This is a genomic window from Sphingobacterium yanglingense (genome assembly GCF_004363245.1).
GTDB lineage: Bacteria > Bacteroidota > Bacteroidia > Sphingobacteriales > Sphingobacteriaceae > Sphingobacterium > Sphingobacterium yanglingense.
On sequence record NZ_SNYV01000011.1, the window covers coordinates 532,315 to 549,495 of the forward strand.

Sequence of the window (17,181 nt, forward strand, 5' to 3'; positions counted from 1 at the left end):
GGGGATTTAAATAGGGAAAGGTCAGCAGAGCTGACCTTTCCCTATTATAAACAGAATTAAAAAATAGAAACGATTTTCTTTCCATCTTCGTCGGACCAGATGGTGACTTGATCGGTCTGAAGGCTAAAGCCTTTGGCTCCGATACGTTCCCAGTCGGATAGCTTGGCATTTACAATGGCAGCACCTCTCTTCTTAGTAAGTATCTTATCCGCGTTTTTCTTAAAAGCTTCCTTGTCTTTTATCTTTAACTTCTTGCCTCCGGCTTCGATGTTATTGAAATCGTAGGAGATCAGATTAGCTATCTTGTCGACATCCCAGGATTTAAGGACAGAAACAAAGGCCTGTATGGTCTGCTTGTCCTGTTTGGTCAAGTCGCTTTGTGCCTGCACAAAGGTGGTCAGACCACAAAATAATAGAATTGCAATGATTTTTTTCATTTCTCTGTTGTTAATTTATTTTTTCTTCTTAAAGATAAAAACCGACTGGTAGGTGTTCTTGTCTGCATCGACAGAAGTGCGGGTCAAATACAGTTTCTTTTTGGCTGTATCGACATTAAACTCGAATTCGGTAGGCTCTAGTTCAATGCCGTACTCGGCATCATCTTTCATCAACTTTGCTAGGTGAGCTGGCTCCATGGTAAAATACACTTTGTTCCCCTCGATTACATACTTGTGCGGATGTGCTACATCGGTATATGCAGTCGTGATATAACATAGCTTGTCTGAAGTGAAGTTGTAAATACGTTCGCCTTCAAAGGAGTGCTCTTCCGTGGTTTTCTTACCGTCGATTATACTTACGTCGCGTAGTGCGCTAGTTTCCCATTTACCCAGTAGGGCTGCAGCAGATGTCTGTGCCTGACTAGTGATCACAAAAAGTAAGCAGATGGCTGTAGCTAATAGATGTTTCATTTTCTTCTTTTTTTTACTTTATTAATTTATTAACTGTTTTTTTTAGTGTTGGATCGATCTTAAGCTCGTATAACTGGCTACTGCCAGCAGTGAATTCCTCCATACGGGGACAGTATTCGACATCAAACAGAAGAACTAAAGTGTCCTTGGAAGTGAGCGCATACACAGGCTCAAAGGGACATTTTTTGATAACGCCCTCGGCTTCTCTGGCCTTGCTAAGATCTGTACGAAGGGTTTTCACATCTTCATCCTGTAAAGGCATTGATTTTAGAATTTTGTAGCCTTTGATAATCGTCTTATCGACGATATCTGTCTTGGATTCGTCTCGCTCTCCAAGATAGTGGAGGCTGTAAGAAGCGGTAGAGACCGAACGCTTTACGCCATTACACGAATAGCATAGACAGGCAGCTAACACTAATAGGATTAGTGATTTCATAGTATTTGTTATTTGATGGTTCATCCTTGTTATATATATTTAACAGTTCCTTGGTAGAAGCCACGTTGTCCTTTGGTTCCTGCTCCACTGTCTAGATGTTTGGTTTTTTCAAGGGCTTCCTTGTACGTCTTTTCCAAGATACCCGTCCACGAAGCCGGAATATTGCTATTGTCGTATAGTGCACCTTCTAGATTCTGACGGAAGGAGCCTGTAAACGCTCCTTGATGGTTGAGAGCCCATGAAAATTCTCCATAGCTGGATGATGTTGAGATGAGTGCTCCCTGGGCCTTTGTGAACAATAGATTAACCTTCTTAGGATCGATCTGTGAGGGTACCGCCCTTGTCGCAGGATATTGAGATTCAACATTCTCCCGTGAACGGGGTACGGAATTACAAAGATCACCTGTCACAATCGTAAGGCGTGGATTGAAAGAACGGATAAAGGTGTAGAGATCATGTAGCCCATAGCCTTGGTCTTTTAATGCCATACGTGGAAATTCACTCTCTCGCTTAGTGGTATTGGACCCGTGCCCGTTATAGTGGAAAAATACAGCATCGTCGGGACCAATGTCCAAGCGATTAATAGTACTGATGATTGCAGCCCGGGTAAAGTTCTGTCCGGTAAGGGAAGTTACATTGACGGCAGCAGCGCTATTCTGTCCTATAGTAGTACGGAATAACGTGCTGAGCTGAGCTACTTCGGTCTCAATCCCTTTACCCAGTTTTTTGTCATTGGTGTCTCCCACAAGAATGACATGCACTTTGCTTTTGCCCTTAAAAGGAGCTACAGCATTACTACCTGTACCCATGATACGCTTGTACTCTGGATCGGAGGATAGAAAATAGTTGGTCAATTTGAAACCTGATGCTTGTAGTTCGTTTACATCTTTATAACGGGTCAGTTTGACCTTGAGTGCAGCATTACGGGCGTTTTGATTACCTATTTTGGAAGGTGCAATGACGTAATAGGAAGCCCCTTTATTGGTCTGTGCGTTATAATCTGTGAGATAGAGGTAATCCGCTATGTAAATCGTATTGAGGTTATTGTCCTTGGAGTATACGACTTTGGCATCACCACCTTTGTAAACGAGGTCCTTTGGAGCAAAAGACGGATTCTTAAGCATTACAGCTTTATATTCGGCTAGTTTGGTCACTCCAGATTGTGCGTAGTTGACACGTACCAAGATATCATCCGCATTACGATAGACCATCAAGGCATTGTATTTAATCCCAGCTTCTTCCCAACTGTAGTGGCTAAAGCTCTGTCCAAAGCTCAAGACTATAGTCGTCAAGAATAGGACGAAGGTCGATAGGATTTTCTTTATCATAATAAAGCTATTTGATTTTAAAATTTACAATTTTGCCAGAATCTGGCTTTGGCTCCCAAGACCTACCGTGCGTAAAGGTCGCTTTACAGGATCCCGTTTTGACAGCACGCAATTGGAATACACGTTCGCCACCAGCACCTACTATCACGCTGTCGGTAATAGGGGTGATATAATCGTCTTTGATCACCTCCATATTGTCGTTGTCAAGGACCAGCTGCCAACGGTATCCCGTAGTAATATTTTCCTTGACCTTAACGGTATAGATCTCGCCCTGCTCAAGTTGGACTCGAGTACTGGAGGTTACAGTGCCTAAATCGAGATCCCGTGCAGCCTTTGGCGAAGCACATCCCACAGTGAGCACCAGTAATATGGCGATGCCAAGTGATACTCTTCCTTTACTTTGTTTATTTGTTGTTTTCATACTGTTTTTTAACGAGTTTGTAGCCTGATTTAAAGTTATAATCCATCTGACCAGTATAGCTGTATTGTATGTGCAGGGTATCGTCCAGAAGTCGTATAGTGTATATCTGCTCCATATCAAGATCTAAGCTATCTATTCCATCTTTATTGAATAAGATCGGCCACATGGATAACGTATCATGATTGATCAGGTACTTATAGTGATCCTTTGCAATCGTATCTGTAAGTATATCTGTATAACTATGGTAGCATGTACTGTCTCCTAGGAAAGTATAAGTCTGTTCGCCTGTCCCGAGTACTCGTCTATCTTCCATAGTTTTCCCATTTTCCTGACTGAGGATATGATAAGAGTATATGTCCCATTCTCCGAGTAGCTCGTGCTCCGTAACTGTCGTACAGGACAATAGCATGGCAGGACACAGAATAAACAGGAACAACCTCATTTTCTTCCGTGTCATTACTTTATTATCTTATCGACAAGACTCTGCACGCCATTATGATCTTTGAGATCTATAGGCTTTACGGCCTTCCCACCAGAAGGATACATCACGCGTGGGCAATCTATAGCATTAAATAGCGCATAAGGTTTATTGTCAATTAAGATAGCATACATTGGATCGAATGGACATCTTCGGATCTCACTACTGCTCACCTGAGCTTCTTTAAGGCGACTAATAAGCTGCTTGGCCTGTTTAGGACGCAAGGATATTTTTTTTGACACAGGGTAATCCAATATCTGCATTTTATTATCTAATTGCTCCATATCCTGAGGCAGTAGAAAGCACAGCTCGTACACTTCCTTGTTTCCTCTTTTTTGCTGAGCAAAGGCACTGAAGCCGATTGTTATCAATAGGGTTACTAGAATAAGTTTTGTAGTATTCATATATAGTGAGGAATATTAGTTATAGGCCACTGAACCCCGGTAAAAACCATTCTGTCCCTTCGTCCCAGTTTTGTTTACGATATCTCTTGTCTTGTTATAGGCTTCTTTATAACTTTGCTTTAATACAGCATCCCAAGTAGCAGACATATTGCTATGACTATTGATTGCGGATGTCAAAGCATCAACGAACGAGTTGGTGAAAGCACCATTATTGCCCAATGAATACGAATATTCGTCATAGCTAGAGGAGGTAGATACAATCTTTCCTTTGGCTTTTATCAGGAGCTGAGCAACACGTGCTGGGTCATGTTGAGCGGGAGCAGACCGCATTAGCGGCTGATCTGGTAGCGCTGTACGCGTACGTGGCACACTGTTGCAGAGATCGCCGATAACGATTGCAAGACGTGGGTTGCGATTGGATACGAGATTGCCCATGTTTTCCAGCTTATACGAGCTTTTAATCATCGCCGCAGTTGGAAAGTCACTATTGCTACCCTTTGGATTACTACCGTGGCCCGAGTAATATAATATAATCGCGTCATTAGATCCTACAGTCAATGATTTTACGGTATTCTCTACATTGGTGGATATGAGCTGGTCGCCCGATATTTCCTTAATGTTAAACTTGATGTTTTTATTGACACTCATCGTATTCTGGAACAGTGACCTCATCTTGATAAGATCACTTTTGACGGACTCGCCAATGCTAGCATCTTTGGTATCACCGACTAGTACAAGATGAACCGTAACAGGGGTTGCTGCCTGTGAAGCTGCAGGTTTATTACCACTGTTGTTATTGGTTGAAGTATTATTATTGGTCGCTGGGCTACTTGGCTTGGCGAACTGTTTGTAATAGGCTTCTTCTTTCAAGAAGTAAGCAGCCGCATTTACGTTTTGCTGGACGTCACTCAGTTTGTTATAGACTTGTACTTTAACATCGGGACGACTGGATAGATAGCCTTTCTGTGCAATCTTTGTAGCTTGTGCTACGTACGAACGACCAGACACTTTGTTGGTCACAGGATCATAGTTTTCCTGAAACAAACGGAATGCAGGAAAGCTCCCACTCATCTTGTTGTCCTTGGAATAGATAACTTCACCGATGCCAATTTCTAAAACCCTGGCTTTTGAGGAATATCCCGGATGTACGCGAAGCTTACCGGCAGCCTCGGCCAACTTAAGTACGCCGCTTTGGGTTGAGTTAATCCGTACAATCACATTCTCACTATCAATGAGATAAGCGAAAGCAGAATAGTCGATATTAAGGTCTTTCCAGCTGAACTTCATGTACTGCTGCGCCAAACTAGTCTTGGCACTGAGCAACGTAATCAGCGTGATAATAGCAATTTTTAATTTTTGCATTAGATTATGATTTGGTTATATAATAGAGAAAAGCTACCTGCGGACTAAGGTTTTTCGTTCCGTTCCGTATTCAGTTTCTTCAATCAGAAATATCGTCTTTTTAGATTCACTGAAGACGACGTCGAGCTTCCATATGATATCATATGTTTCTTTGTCAGTCACCATAATAACTTTACCGTCGACCATATAGGATAGATCACGGATGTCAGCGTCAAATTCCCCGAGTTCGCTGTACTCAAGTATTCCTTTTTTCTTAAAATCGTATATGGTTTTATATCCTGACTCTCTAGCAGTCTCGGTGGGCCTTTTTGGATCAGGCTTGCCTTTACTATTGAAAAACTCTCTTTTGGTGACTTCCCATTTACCGATTATATCGGATTTGATACTTTGCGCCTGTGCAGACATGACCACCATAACTAAAATGATGCTCGCGACTAAGTGTTTCATATTGTATATAAATTTTAATGTTTTTTCGAGATGATACCAGTTGAGACCAATACTTTACTGGGCCGCGCTACACAAACATGGGACGACTAGGCAAAAGTAGCGCGTAGGGGAGAAAGAGGCGAATACCCAGTGGGTGAAAAAGGGGTAGTTTTATAGCCTACCCTAGGGTAGTACGAAGGGCAACACTATAGTTTATCAGCTTTTTGCAAAAAAAAGCACAGGTAGAGGCTCTAGTACTTAACTTAAGCTTTTCTCTATCCGTCTATCGGGGACAATCCATAGACAGGCAACAAAAGCATATAGGAATATGCTGACATAAGGGAAGCTAAAAGCTAAAACAATAGCTATTGCATATAATAACGTGGATGCGATTTCTTTCTTTCGATTCTTAAAAGATTTTTGAAGGGCCTCGTTCTGATTATCCAACCGGAGGGCATATTTCTCAATCAATGCAAAAGAAATGCTGCTAAGAAATAATATCATTCCGTAGACAACGACCGGCCAAGCCGAGTGGTCATGTTCGCCCAGCCAATTGGTAGAAATCGGCAACAAGGAAAGGAAGAATAGCAATAAGAGGTTGAGCCAAAGTAATGTCCCATTTACTTTCTGAATGACTTGAAAGAGGTGATGGTGGTTATTCCAATAGATACCAACATAAATGAAACTCAATAGGTAATTAAGCAATTTAGGGATCAAAGGGACTAGACTCTGTAAATCATCCCCCTTTGGGACTTCTAGCCCTAACACCATAATGGTAATGATAATGGCTAGGACACCATCGCTGAAAGCTTCTAATCGACTCGTTGTCATAGTATAAAATCTATAGTGATTCTGTTCCTCTGTTTTAAAGAAATTACAAATGGGAGCTGCAGCTTAATATAAAGAGGGTGTCGCTTAATTAAATACGGATTCGATCCACAAAAATAGATAAAAAACTTTATCCTCCTCTACAGCATGCGTTTTTTTGAAATATTATATTACTTTGATGGCTGAACAATCAAACTTTTAAGTGCTAAAGTTGTAATATTGTAAGTTGAAACACCAAACTATAACCCGTATATGAACAACGTATATTCTAGCCCCACTATATGGAGCCTTTTGCTACAAAATGAATCCCCTTTTCTCCGCAAGTTGCACAGCCGAAATGTAGGAGTATCTCACGCAAAATTAAAAGAAGAAAAACTATTATTAAATATTGCCTGATGATCAAAAAACCTGCCCTTATCCCAGTCAAATCCTGTTATGAAATTTTGCACTTCTTCAACAAGATACATACTGTATCCCCGGCTGCAGCGGATTTCTTACTGGCTAATACGAAATATATAACAGTACGAAAAGGAAAATATTTGCGTAGTCCAATCGATCAGGAGGATGTTGTCTACTTTATTGTTAAAGGGCTGATACGAGGCTTCATTAAAGACGAGGGAAAAGAGATTACCACCTGGATAAACGAAGAAAATAATATTGTGGGGAGCATACGAAACATGGGGCTGGATGAAGAAACAGACGAATATCTTCAGGCTTTGGAAGACTGTGTTGTGATTGAAATCAGTCGCAGATCGTTAGACCACCTATACGATAAATTCTACGAAGCGAATATCATTGGTCGCAAGATCCTGGAGATATACTATAGGGATGCGGAAGAAAGAGCATACCTGTGTCGCTTACCTACTGCCGAAAAGCGTTACAGAAGATTTGCGAGTACACGTTCTGTCTTAGTAGGTAGGGTATCTCTCAAATATCTGGCCTCTTACCTCGGTATGAAAGAAGAGACGCTATGCCGTGTGCGTGCCAAATATCAACGTCCAGAAAAACGTTAGTTTGAAATAGGTCATCAGTTTTACTCCGGTTATCCTAATCTGAAAATCGAGACGGACGTGTTAGTATTTTTAGCTGTTTGCATATATATATATGCAGAAAGGGATATATAAAGGATATCCGTTACGCACATTCTCTGGAAATGTCTTTTTGAATGGTTATTCTGACCACTTTCCTGCTTTGATATATCTCGTAAAAGACTTAAATTAGCTTTAATACATATGAGTTATTATTCATGCGGACTTTTCAGAACTTCTATTTTTTAATTGCTTTGCTCTTCTGGAGCTGTGCTAAGGATGAAAGCCGTCCCAATTCCTCACGTACGGTGATGGTATATATGGCGGCAAACAATAACCTAGCATCGGATGCCTATACGAATCTGAACCAGATGGAGGAGAGCTTTAAAGGTATTGATGGAAAATTGGTCGTCTATGCACGTATTTTTGGACAGACTCCCAAACTCTATGAGGTCGTGCAAGACAATGGGCCGGAGATCCGTAGCAAAGTGTTGAAGACCTATAATGAACATAACTCATCGGATCCAGCAGTAATGAAAATGGTCTTTGAGGATATGAAATCCCTCGCGCAAGCTGACTCTTACGGTGCCATCCTTTGGTCCCATGCAACGAACTGGGCTCCAGCTGATGCCTACGGAAAACCCAAGACACGTTCCTTTGGTGACGACAATTTCAAAAGTATGGATGTGCAGGTATTGAAGACTGCACTCCCAACGGAATTAGACTTTTTGATTTTTGACGCCTGTTCTATGGCTTCGGTAGAGGTACTCTACGAGTTGCGTAATGTGACCCCTTATATTCTAGCTTCCCCGACTGAGGTGTTGAGTGTAGGGATGCCGTACCATCAAATCAGTCCACACCTATTTAACAAAGATGTAAAACGAGGTCTTAGTGCTGTGGCTAAAGCCTATGTCGCTTATTACGAAACTAAAACGGGGCTGGAAAAATCGGCTTCATTCTCATTGGTAGCTACTGGGCCGTTGGCGAAAGTCGCGCAAGAAACCCGAAACTTGCTATCCAAGAATAGCTCATTTATCCCCAGGATAGATAGAAGAAAGATACAGCGTCTGGATATGGATCCTGCTTCGATTACTCCCGCTTTTGATTTTGTCGATATGTTGGAACAAAACTTTCCAGGCACTGAGTTAAGTGCATTGAAGAAGGCTGTGACTGAGGCTGTAGTATTTAAAGCCAATACATCACACTTTTTAGGCACACCGATCGTCGCATTTTCAGGATTATCCTGTTATATTCCCGTCAAGCTAGAATATCAACTTCGTCCATTCTATGAAACATTGGAATGGTCCCGCGATGCCGAGTTCTATCGTATGTTCTGGGAATAATACCACTACACACTTTCCTCGCCACCATTGCTGAGGAAAGTGTAACGACAAACCAACTAACAAGTTAAGTAGCACAAGACATTGTATTAAGTTCATCTGTCAATGCTTTTTAGATAAATAGTTTGTATTTAGTCTAAATAGTATTTACTTTTGACGGCATTATGTCAACGGCTAACTTAGATAATGGAGTATCGGAAATCAACCGCGATACGTTTCGTATGATCTACGATACGTATTGGAGTAAAGTCTACAGCTATGCAAAACGTATTTTAGAAGATGAACAGGGAGCAGAAGATGTCGTGCAACAGGTATTTGTAAGTCTATGGGAACGCCGGACGGAAATCCAAATCCAACACATAGAAGGGTACCTGATTCGGTCGGTAAAGTATGTATGTCTAAATCAATTGAAGAAAAGACAGCGCTATACCGATAGCGAGCAACTGACGGTAGATAGTAAGAAATCAGACCTAAGAACGGACGACAATATTCTGTATCAGGAATTGGAACGAACGATAGAGCGACTACTTGGCCCCTTCACCCAAAAATGCCAGGAGATGTTTCGCATGCGTTTTCAGGATGGCTTAGATAATCAGTCCATCGCTACACACTTTGATCTTTCTGAAAAAACAATTCGAAATAAGCTCTCAATAACCATCGGAGCAATCCGCGAAAAACTCAAAACAGCGGGGTATAAGTAATACAACAGCAAAAAAATATTTTAAAAATAAATCGGGACAATAGCAACCTTTCGCACACTATCTACTAAATGGCGAAAGATATGGATCAAGATTTATTAAAGCGATACCTAGAGAATACCTGTTCTGAAGAAGAACGGATACAAGTGGAGCACTGGCTGGAACCTACGGAAATAGACAGTTCAGAAATATCTGCTACAGAACCTCAAAGCATTGATCTAAAAGAACGCATCTGGTTCAACATCGAGGAAGAAATCAGTTGTCGTGAGTCTGCGAGAAGAAAGATTGTACAATGGACACGTTATGCAGTAGCAGCCTCTGTATTATTATTCATGACCCTATCCCGGGCAAACTGCCTATTTTTCACAACAGACTTGCAGTCCAATACCGTGCATATCGAACGAATTGAAATGTCTCAGGACGTAGATTTAGGTAATCAGCGTAGTTGTTTTTATAAGGTCTCGAATTTAAGTGACACCCCTATTCAATTGACGACCAAAAGCAATCGTGTATATACATTGAACAAACAGGAGACCTACCTCGCAGTACATTTAGAAGACCCTGGAGTCCTTGGAGACCCAATACTCGTCTTGTCCCCTGAGCAGGTAATGATGATGCCAGATGCGCCATTGGCCAATAAAATCGCGACCTATTTAAACTCAGAACTCCCTAAACCTACAACAAACTATTTATAGTATTCTTCCATGAAATCCAAAATTATTTTTGTTCTACTTTTTGTATTGGGATTAATCAGCCTCAGTGCCACCGCTCAAGAGAAACAAAGCCGAACTGTCTCCGGATATATTAAAGACAACTTTGGGCAAGCTGTAGCCAATGCCACTATTACGTTAGAAGACAGCAACAACGCTACACAGACAGATTACGATGGCTATTACAAACTGGAAAACTATCCGACCGATAAGCCTTCTTTCATCACCGTGAGAGCGATAGGCTATGTCAAGGAAAGAAAGCCTGTAGCCGCAGGTACAAAACATGTCATCTTAGATGTGCAATTGAAAGAAGACAGACAAGCGATTCAAGAGGTTTCAGTCATAGGCCAGAGTGAGAATGAGCGCCATATTCACGAAATTAGAAGATCTGGTTTTGATGTGAGTATCATCGACCTGAATCGCCATGCCAATGAAGCAGCAAATGTAACGCAGGTATTAAAAAGAGCAACCGGCGTGACCATACGGGAAGATGGTGGCCTGGGGTCCAACTTTGTATTCCGGATCAATGGGCTAGCGGCCAAGATATTCATCGATGGAATACCCATGGACAACTTCGGTTCTTCAATGAGCCTAAATAATATCCCGGTCAACATAGTCGATCGGGTGGAGGTATACAAAGGGGTAGTGCCTGCATTTTTGGGATCTGATGCCTTGGGAGGCGCTGTAAACATTATCACCAAACGAAGGGCGAGGCCATTTCTAGACTTCAGTTATACTTTTGGTTCATTCAATACGCACCAATCGGCTTTGGTAGGGACTTTTACAGATCCCAAAAGCAAGATTTCGGCCCGTCTTAATGCGTTCTATAATTACTCAGACAATGACTATATGATGTATTCCCAAGAGAAATATAATATCCAGCTCGAAAATACAATTAATGGAAAGCCCGATTCTATAGCAAAAGCAAGGCGATTTAATGACCGTTATAAATCGGCGATGGGACAACTGGAAGTAGGGGTAAGGGACAAATCCTGGGCGGACCAGTTTTACGTAGGACTGACTTATTCGCAAAACAACAAAGCAAACCAATTAGGTGCATCTATCAACTCCGTAAATGGCGGACAATGGGTCGAAAGTAACTATCTGATGCCTACAATAAGCTATAAGAAAAGTGACTTCTTAGTCAACAGATTATATGCGGATATCTATACCAGTTATAGTTTTGACACGCGACATGTGCAAGATACGGCTTCCTATAACTATGATTGGTCGGGCAAATGGACTTCTCGCTTTGGTGATTCTAAGCCAAACGAAAAGAGCCATATCAAGTATAAATTAGATAATTACCTGGCTCGCGTGAATCTAAACTATGATTTTGATGCAGAGCGTAAACAAAGTATTAATCTAAACTATAATTACAACAGTAATCGCCAGAAAGAGTTCGATATGATCAAAGGATACGATCACTCTGGATTACCATCCAATCTAGGGCGTCATATACTAGGGCTCTCCTGGCAAAACCAATGGTTTGACAAGCGTCTCTCTAATGTGTTGGCATTAAAGTACTATGGTCTAGCAGCAACAAAAGATATCGATGAACGCAAACCCACGGGACAAGGAGCAGTATCGGGAGATATCACACACTATAAAAAGAACTGGAATTTCTATAGCATAAGTGTAGCATCACGCTATCGTATTACAACTGATGGCGGGTGGAAACTATCGTACGAAAGAGCCTATAACCTCCCTAGTATGGAACAGCTCTTTGGAGATGGCCAGAATTATATGGGAAACTGGGACTTAAAGCCAGAGCGCAGCGATAATGTAAACACGGGTTTCTACTATAATACATTCTTGAATGAAAACAATTTCTTAAATATTGATGTGACAGGATTCTATAGGCTGGCCGCCGATTATATCAATACGCGAGTGGTGGGAAAAGATGGAAGTGATTACTTTCAATACTATAATATTCCTGGTGTAAAACTATATGGTTTTGCGGCAGAAGTGAAATATGGCTATAAAGACCTGCTCGCAGTGACTGTCAATGGTTCATACGACAAGGCCCTTGATAATAAAAAGTATACCGATGATACCAACCAACAGGTGAGCTTGAGCTATGGCTATCAAGTTCCGAACAGACCGTGGACCTATGGGAGTATGGATGTGAGCTTAATGCAAAATGATTGGTTTCAAAAAGGAAGCCGCGTACAGCTCTCTTATCTGGGGCAATATACCCATTGGTTCTACCTTAGCGAAGCTCATCTTGGATCACTGGCTTCTAAAGACCATATTCCATCCCAAACTATACACTCTGCTGTATTGAGCTACTCTTGGAGCCGAAACAAATATAATATCTCTTTTGAAGGACGTAATCTAACGGATGAAAGAGCGTATGATAATTTCAGATTGCAAAAGCCGGGTAGAGCATTCTATCTCAAACTAAGGCTCTCATTAATGTAACATTAAATTATAAGTATATATGAATATCAAACATTTATTAGCAACCTGCCTCGCGGCTACCGCTTTTTTTACGGCTTGTAAGGACTCTCCAAATACAACCGACCCAGACCCGATAGACCAAATGGGAAGCCTGTATAGCGTATGGGCAACTACTGAAAAAGGAAGTTATATATTAACTACAAGTAGCTTGATGAAAGACACTTTGCTTTCTCCAAAAGACAATAAAGGTATAGATATTACATCACATATGCCAGCAGCTTTTTATGCTATATATGCATACAATCATCATGGTAAGTTCTATTTATCAAATGACGGTAAGCGTTTTAGTCAGTTTGAAGTAATCAATGGTTCGCAATGGAAAGAAACAAACTCATTGTCTTTTGCAAACCCATTCTTTATGGGAAAAGTATTGGATAATATCAGTACTGCAGAAGAATTGGTACTGACTAAGACAGCAGGGACAACAAACAAGGAAAAAAATGTACTCGAGCAGCCTATATACTACATGAATACGAGGGATATGTCTATAAACAAGACGTTGAATGTAGAGATACCTATGATTAAGTACACGCCAAAACAAGCAAATGGCGAGAATGATGACCCTTACATTGTACCTACGAGTATGACGGTAAGAGGGGACAAGCTATTCGTGGGACATAAATACAGAAGTCATATCACGAAACTCGATATTATCGACACCGCCTATGTCTATGTATGTGACTATCCAAGTCTTGCCAATGGTAAAATCATAAAAGACCCTAGGGGTGGCTTTACAGCTGGTCATTGGGAAATCAACAAAACCACTTTTCTAGATGACAACAATGACTTGTATGTGATGACAAGACGCACCAACTCTTCAAGCTACGGCTTATTACGTATCAAAAACGGAGAGACTTCATTTGACCCGAATTATTTCTTTGACTTAAAAGATTATAATGTATTTAAGAACTCCTCTTCTTTAATACAGAAGCTAGGTGCAGGAAAAGCATACATCAGCCCCTACGTGTTGGATCCTGCCAACAAAAAGGTTATCGCCGATTTACGAATATTGATTGGAGGTGGCGAATCACGTACTACCATGAACTTTATGGAGAACGGCAAATTATATGATGTGTTCAAAACGGATGAATCTAAGTGGTATGTGTTTGAATATAATCCAGAAACCAACACCGTAAAACGTGGTGCGCAGATCGATCCAGGTGTGAACACAGTGTATCACGTTAATAAACTTAGGTAAAAAAACATTTTACTTTCTAATGCTTTAAGCTGCGTGCATTTATGGCGCGCGGCTTATCTTCAATAATTCCATAAAAATCAACCTATTATTATAACATGTCTGTACCAGCGAAAAAAAAGAAAGTATTGAGTTTCCGTTCGATAAATAACTTTCTACATCTATGGTTAGGCTTGATTTCGGGTGCAATCGTAGTCGTGGTATGCTTTACCGCCTGTCTATGGGTATTTCATGAAGAAATTACCGCATTAGTAATTCCCAAGAAGGAAAAGCAGTATGTGATGGCACGTCATGAATCATTATTATCTCCGTCACAGATTGTATCAATTGCAGACTCTTTATATCCTCGGGATTTCGTACGGGGGATTACCTATACCCGGGATGCTCCGGTATCTTTTACCATCAGAACCAATAGCGGTGACACGAGTCAGAAAGCCATTTCTCAAGTGCACTTGCTACACCCTTACACAGGGGCTTATCTCGGCCTCAAAACCGAGGACAATTCTGTAGAGGGGCTACGAAGGGAACGACTAGAGAAGTTTTTTGGCTGGGCATTGAAAGGACACCGTTTCTTGTGGTTATCGCGTGATATCGGTCGTCCTATTGTCAACTACGCGACACTGATATTCAGTATCACCCTATTTACTGGGTTGGTATGGTGGTATCCGAAAAAATGGACAAAGTCAACCCGGGATAAAAGTTTCAAGGTGAAGTGGAAAGCTGGGTGGAAGCGGCTAAACCTGGATCTACATAACGTATTTGGCTTCTACTCATTACTGCTTGTTTTGTTACTGGCCATTACCGGTATGTATTATGGTATAACCTGGTTCAACAAAGCACTGTATTGGTCGACTAACTGGGGTCAGACCCTGCCCGAACGTGTATCTGTACAGTCTGACAGCAGTAAAATGTATGCTTTAAGTGATTTCGGAAATGCATTTGATAAACAGATAGATGGGATACTGAAGCAATATAAAAACCCTTTCTATCTAAACATAACCTATCCGGATACTGCTAAAGCTGATGCAACAATCCAGGTCTATATCCGTAATGACATGGATAGACAATATAATAATCGCTATTACTCTTTTGACCGTTATACTGCTGAGTTTTTACCCAATAGCATTTCTCTTTTTAACAAGGATTTTTACGAACTAAGTGGAGGGGAAAAGTTCAGGCGTCCCAACTATGATATACATGTCGGTTCGATATGGGGGCTACCGACTAAGATTCTGGCCTTCTTTGTGACGATAATAGCAGGCTCGCTACCCATTACTGGATTCGTAATCTGGTATAATCGGAAATGGGGGAAGAAGAAAAAAAGCGTTAGGAGAGGAGGAACCTACCGGAATAGGGCGAATATCTCTGTTACAGAGACAAAGGCAGTCGCGCCTCGATTACGAAATGTACCTAGAAGTTAGTCCGGTACACACCTATGGTTTGATCTAGCACATAGGTAAGTTATTAAAAAGGTCGAATCATCAGGATTCGACCTTTCTATATTGTATCTACTCAATCTAGTACCTCGTGAGTAAAGCGATGTCACCGAGATCCTTCAATTGATTTTGTTGCGTAAATACTACACGTCCATTCTTGGACCGCACATTCCAGGCAATAGCGCTGACGATATCATAGTCAAGCGGTGAGCCATCTTGTTTGTCAATCAACTCGATATCCCGTTCGCCCACCTTCTTAGCAGCTTGCTGAAAGTCCTGATGAACAATTAGAAGCTCGCCATTGCCATCCAAAGCTGCCCGATATATCTCCTGTAAGTCAGTAAGCACACGACCCTGAGATACTCCCGCCATTAGGTGCTCTATAGCATGAGCACGTTCCTGATGTTGTATTTCAGCAACCTTGGACCATGCCTGCTTGGCCAACTCATGTGCTGATAGATCATTATAATCTATAGGGCTATGACCTAAGTAGATTTGCTTTTTGTCCGCGACCTGTTGTAATGTGGTATAGTTTTCTTCGAGGCTAATTACTAAAAAAGGAGTCCCAGTTTCATTGTACAGCTTTACGGCTCCTTTATCTACATGATTGAAATATTCTCGAACATGATTGTCTACTGTGCGCGCATCGCTCCTGCGCACTGCTTCGGGAATAAATAGGGGATTGTCGAAGGGAAATTCATCGTTCTTCACCTCGTTGACAACTTTGTCTTCCACAACGTCAAAAACCTGAGCGCCATGCTCCGATAGCACTAATACATAGTATTCAAAATTCCTATTGGCCATTTTCAATAGTGGAGCTATAGCGAATCGCTCGCCTACGGTCACACTATTCTTTTCCACAGACCAAGGTGAACGCACAATGGATAAAGTCTCCTTACTGATAAAAACATGTAAACTATCTAAGTTATAACGTACATCGATAAGGCTGGCTAATTCATCTAGTTTATCCAAAACCGGCTGTGCCTCCCGTTTTTCAAAATGCTGTAATACGGACTCCTTTGCTTCGCTAACGAGATTCTTTAATACAATGGTATCCTGAGCACTATCAGGATGAGTCCGATGGGTATTAAAAGATAGGGTTACGGAAATTTTAGACTGTTGCTCAGCTAGCTCGTTGAGCTGTTGTTGTAATGCCATAGGTAAAAAATTAATGGTAAATAGTATATATATAAGGAACAGTGTAGATTCAAAATTGTTTTGTGCTGCCGCGGTATACGAGGTAAGGTGATGGAATTTCGGAATTGGATTTCTAATCCAATTCTTAGATAGCATTAGATTTTTTTAATACGAACCGAAGTTAGAACTAGGCAACCTATATTTAACCTAAAATAATTAAAATAAGAAAGATATGGGATTTTTATGCGGTGTATTTAATTTGGGTGGAAGCGAGGTCATGCTGATACTAGTAGTTGCCTTATTTTTGTTTGGTGGAAAGAAATTACCAGAATTGGCACGGGGCCTCGGACAGGGTATCAGAGAGTTCAAAAGTGCGCAGGATGGCGTCAAAGAGGAAATAAAAAAACAAGTGGATACGCAAGAAAAGGCAGACTAACTCAACGACTACAAATTAATTTCACTAGCTTATATAAGCATCTTTTTAGGTGTAATAAACAAACATAGTTGACTTTTACTTCTATTTGTTGTTTATCGATATACGATTAAAAAGCAATCATTTACATATTTTACATCTATTAAGTGT

The 17,181-nt window shown here is 41.1% G+C and carries 20 protein-coding genes; 9 read left to right on the plus strand and 11 right to left on the minus strand.

From position 1 onward, the window contains the following. Positions 1-56 precede the first annotated feature (56 nt). From CLV99_RS04370 to CLV99_RS04415, 10 genes are all read right to left on the minus strand, one after another. Positions 57-437, minus strand: a complete 381-nt coding sequence (locus CLV99_RS04370; RefSeq protein WP_133583266.1) for a hypothetical protein — start codon at positions 435-437, stop codon at positions 57-59. 15 nt (positions 438-452) lie between these two features. Further along, entirely contained in the window at positions 453-908 is a 456-nt protein-coding gene (locus CLV99_RS04375; RefSeq protein WP_133583267.1) for a hypothetical protein, read from the minus strand. Between the two features lie 13 nt (positions 909-921). Next, the gene (locus CLV99_RS04380; RefSeq protein ID WP_133583268.1) at positions 922-1,344 is read right to left on the minus strand and encodes a hypothetical protein; all 423 of its coding nucleotides are present in this window, start codon (positions 1,342-1,344) and stop codon (positions 922-924) included. A gap of 29 nt (positions 1,345-1,373) precedes the next feature. After that, complete coding sequence (locus CLV99_RS04385) at positions 1,374-2,672, minus strand: caspase family protein (RefSeq protein ID WP_133583269.1); 1,299 nt, start codon at positions 2,670-2,672, stop codon at positions 1,374-1,376. A gap of 7 nt (positions 2,673-2,679) precedes the next feature. After that, positions 2,680-3,093, minus strand: a complete 414-nt coding sequence (locus tag CLV99_RS04390; protein ID WP_133583270.1) for a protease inhibitor I42 family protein — start codon at positions 3,091-3,093, stop codon at positions 2,680-2,682. Beyond that, positions 3,077-3,550 carry a hypothetical protein gene (locus tag CLV99_RS04395; protein ID WP_133583271.1) on the minus strand — a complete coding sequence of 158 codons (474 nt, stop codon included), beginning with the start codon at positions 3,548-3,550 and terminating at the stop codon, positions 3,077-3,079. Before CLV99_RS04395 ends, CLV99_RS04390 begins: the two co-directional genes overlap by 17 nt. Further along, positions 3,550-3,975 carry a hypothetical protein gene (locus CLV99_RS04400; protein ID WP_133583272.1) on the minus strand — a complete coding sequence of 142 codons (426 nt, stop codon included), beginning with the start codon at positions 3,973-3,975 and terminating at the stop codon, positions 3,550-3,552. Before CLV99_RS04400 ends, CLV99_RS04395 begins: the two co-directional genes overlap by 1 nt. Positions 3,976-3,990: 15 nt before the next feature. Continuing rightward, positions 3,991-5,337: a caspase family protein gene (locus CLV99_RS04405; protein ID WP_133583273.1), complete on the minus strand. Its 1,347-nt coding sequence runs from the start codon at positions 5,335-5,337 to the stop codon at positions 3,991-3,993. A 33-nt stretch (positions 5,338-5,370) separates the two neighbouring features. Beyond that, positions 5,371-5,784 (minus strand): hypothetical protein, encoded by a 414-nt coding sequence (locus CLV99_RS04410; protein ID WP_133583274.1) that lies wholly within the window; start codon positions 5,782-5,784, stop codon positions 5,371-5,373. Between the two features lie 237 nt (positions 5,785-6,021). Beyond that, positions 6,022-6,594 carry a TMEM175 family protein gene (locus CLV99_RS04415; protein ID WP_133583275.1) on the minus strand — a complete coding sequence of 191 codons (573 nt, stop codon included), beginning with the start codon at positions 6,592-6,594 and terminating at the stop codon, positions 6,022-6,024. Between the two features lie 392 nt (positions 6,595-6,986). Here CLV99_RS04415 and CLV99_RS04420 point away from each other — a divergent pair, with 392 nt between their 5' ends. The 8 genes from CLV99_RS04420 to CLV99_RS04455 all read left to right on the plus strand — a co-directional run bounded on the left by CLV99_RS04420 (position 6,987) and on the right by CLV99_RS04455 (position 15,446). Then, positions 6,987-7,604 (plus strand): Crp/Fnr family transcriptional regulator, encoded by a 618-nt coding sequence (locus CLV99_RS04420; protein ID WP_133583276.1) that lies wholly within the window; start codon positions 6,987-6,989, stop codon positions 7,602-7,604. A gap of 91 nt (positions 7,605-7,695) precedes the next feature. Further along, on the plus strand, positions 7,696-7,812 hold the full coding sequence (locus CLV99_RS23350) for an endonuclease/exonuclease/phosphatase family protein (RefSeq protein WP_246032690.1): 117 nt from the start codon (positions 7,696-7,698) through the stop codon (positions 7,810-7,812). 25 nt (positions 7,813-7,837) lie between these two features. Next, entirely contained in the window at positions 7,838-8,962 is a 1,125-nt protein-coding gene (locus CLV99_RS04430; RefSeq protein WP_133583277.1) for a clostripain-related cysteine peptidase, read from the plus strand. A gap of 161 nt (positions 8,963-9,123) precedes the next feature. Next, positions 9,124-9,660 (plus strand): RNA polymerase sigma factor, encoded by a 537-nt coding sequence (locus CLV99_RS04435; RefSeq protein ID WP_133583278.1) that lies wholly within the window; start codon positions 9,124-9,126, stop codon positions 9,658-9,660. 80 nt (positions 9,661-9,740) lie between these two features. Next, a complete protein-coding gene (locus CLV99_RS04440) occupies positions 9,741-10,352 on the plus strand; it encodes a hypothetical protein (protein ID WP_133583279.1) in 612 nt (203 codons plus the stop codon). Between the two features lie 9 nt (positions 10,353-10,361). Continuing rightward, complete coding sequence (locus CLV99_RS04445; protein WP_133583280.1) at positions 10,362-12,791, plus strand: TonB-dependent receptor; 2,430 nt, start codon at positions 10,362-10,364, stop codon at positions 12,789-12,791. A 19-nt stretch (positions 12,792-12,810) separates the two neighbouring features. Next, positions 12,811-14,028: a hypothetical protein gene (locus CLV99_RS04450; protein ID WP_133583281.1), complete on the plus strand. Its 1,218-nt coding sequence runs from the start codon at positions 12,811-12,813 to the stop codon at positions 14,026-14,028. Positions 14,029-14,123: 95 nt separating this feature from the next. Then, a complete protein-coding gene (locus CLV99_RS04455; protein ID WP_133583282.1) occupies positions 14,124-15,446 on the plus strand; it encodes a PepSY-associated TM helix domain-containing protein in 1,323 nt (440 codons plus the stop codon). Positions 15,447-15,542: 96 nt separating this feature from the next. On the opposite strand, the gene CLV99_RS04460 is transcribed toward CLV99_RS04455, so the two are convergent. Beyond that, positions 15,543-16,619 (minus strand): baeRF3 domain-containing protein, encoded by a 1,077-nt coding sequence (locus tag CLV99_RS04460; RefSeq protein WP_133583283.1) that lies wholly within the window; start codon positions 16,617-16,619, stop codon positions 15,543-15,545. A 211-nt stretch (positions 16,620-16,830) separates the two neighbouring features. Here CLV99_RS04460 and CLV99_RS04465 point away from each other — a divergent pair, with 211 nt between their 5' ends. Continuing rightward, positions 16,831-17,034 (plus strand): Sec-independent protein translocase subunit TatA/TatB, encoded by a 204-nt coding sequence (locus CLV99_RS04465; RefSeq protein WP_133583284.1) that lies wholly within the window; start codon positions 16,831-16,833, stop codon positions 17,032-17,034. Positions 17,035-17,181: the final 147 nt, after the last annotated feature.

Bases quoted from the DNA above. Each gene is read 5' to 3' on its own strand.
- CLV99_RS04420 (WP_133583276.1), top strand. From the start codon at position 6,987: ATGATCAAAAAACCTGCCCTTATCCCAGTCAAATCCTGTTATGAAATT.
- CLV99_RS04400 (WP_133583272.1), bottom strand. From the start codon at position 3,975: ATGAATACTACAAAACTTATTCTAGTAACCCTATTGATAACAATCGGC.
- CLV99_RS04440 (WP_133583279.1), top strand. From the start codon at position 9,741: ATGGATCAAGATTTATTAAAGCGATACCTAGAGAATACCTGTTCTGAA.
- CLV99_RS04370 (WP_133583266.1), bottom strand. From the start codon at position 437: ATGAAAAAAATCATTGCAATTCTATTATTTTGTGGTCTGACCACCTTT.
- CLV99_RS04450 (WP_133583281.1), top strand. From the start codon at position 12,811: ATGAATATCAAACATTTATTAGCAACCTGCCTCGCGGCTACCGCTTTT.
- CLV99_RS23350 (WP_246032690.1), top strand. From the start codon at position 7,696: ATGCAGAAAGGGATATATAAAGGATATCCGTTACGCACATTCTCTGGA.
- CLV99_RS04375 (WP_133583267.1), bottom strand. From the start codon at position 908: ATGAAACATCTATTAGCTACAGCCATCTGCTTACTTTTTGTGATCACT.
- CLV99_RS04455 (WP_133583282.1), top strand. From the start codon at position 14,124: ATGTCTGTACCAGCGAAAAAAAAGAAAGTATTGAGTTTCCGTTCGATA.
- CLV99_RS04460 (WP_133583283.1), bottom strand. From the start codon at position 16,619: ATGGCATTACAACAACAGCTCAACGAGCTAGCTGAGCAACAGTCTAAA.
- CLV99_RS04465 (WP_133583284.1), top strand. From the start codon at position 16,831: ATGGGATTTTTATGCGGTGTATTTAATTTGGGTGGAAGCGAGGTCATG.
- CLV99_RS04395 (WP_133583271.1), bottom strand. From the start codon at position 3,550: ATGACACGGAAGAAAATGAGGTTGTTCCTGTTTATTCTGTGTCCTGCC.
- CLV99_RS04410 (WP_133583274.1), bottom strand. From the start codon at position 5,784: ATGAAACACTTAGTCGCGAGCATCATTTTAGTTATGGTGGTCATGTCT.
- CLV99_RS04415 (WP_133583275.1), bottom strand. From the start codon at position 6,594: ATGACAACGAGTCGATTAGAAGCTTTCAGCGATGGTGTCCTAGCCATT.
- CLV99_RS04430 (WP_133583277.1), top strand. From the start codon at position 7,838: ATGCGGACTTTTCAGAACTTCTATTTTTTAATTGCTTTGCTCTTCTGG.
- CLV99_RS04405 (WP_133583273.1), bottom strand. From the start codon at position 5,337: ATGCAAAAATTAAAAATTGCTATTATCACGCTGATTACGTTGCTCAGT.
- CLV99_RS04435 (WP_133583278.1), top strand. From the start codon at position 9,124: ATGTCAACGGCTAACTTAGATAATGGAGTATCGGAAATCAACCGCGAT.
- CLV99_RS04380 (WP_133583268.1), bottom strand. From the start codon at position 1,344: ATGAAATCACTAATCCTATTAGTGTTAGCTGCCTGTCTATGCTATTCG.
- CLV99_RS04385 (WP_133583269.1), bottom strand. From the start codon at position 2,672: ATGATAAAGAAAATCCTATCGACCTTCGTCCTATTCTTGACGACTATA.
- CLV99_RS04390 (WP_133583270.1), bottom strand. From the start codon at position 3,093: ATGAAAACAACAAATAAACAAAGTAAAGGAAGAGTATCACTTGGCATC.
- CLV99_RS04445 (WP_133583280.1), top strand. From the start codon at position 10,362: ATGAAATCCAAAATTATTTTTGTTCTACTTTTTGTATTGGGATTAATC.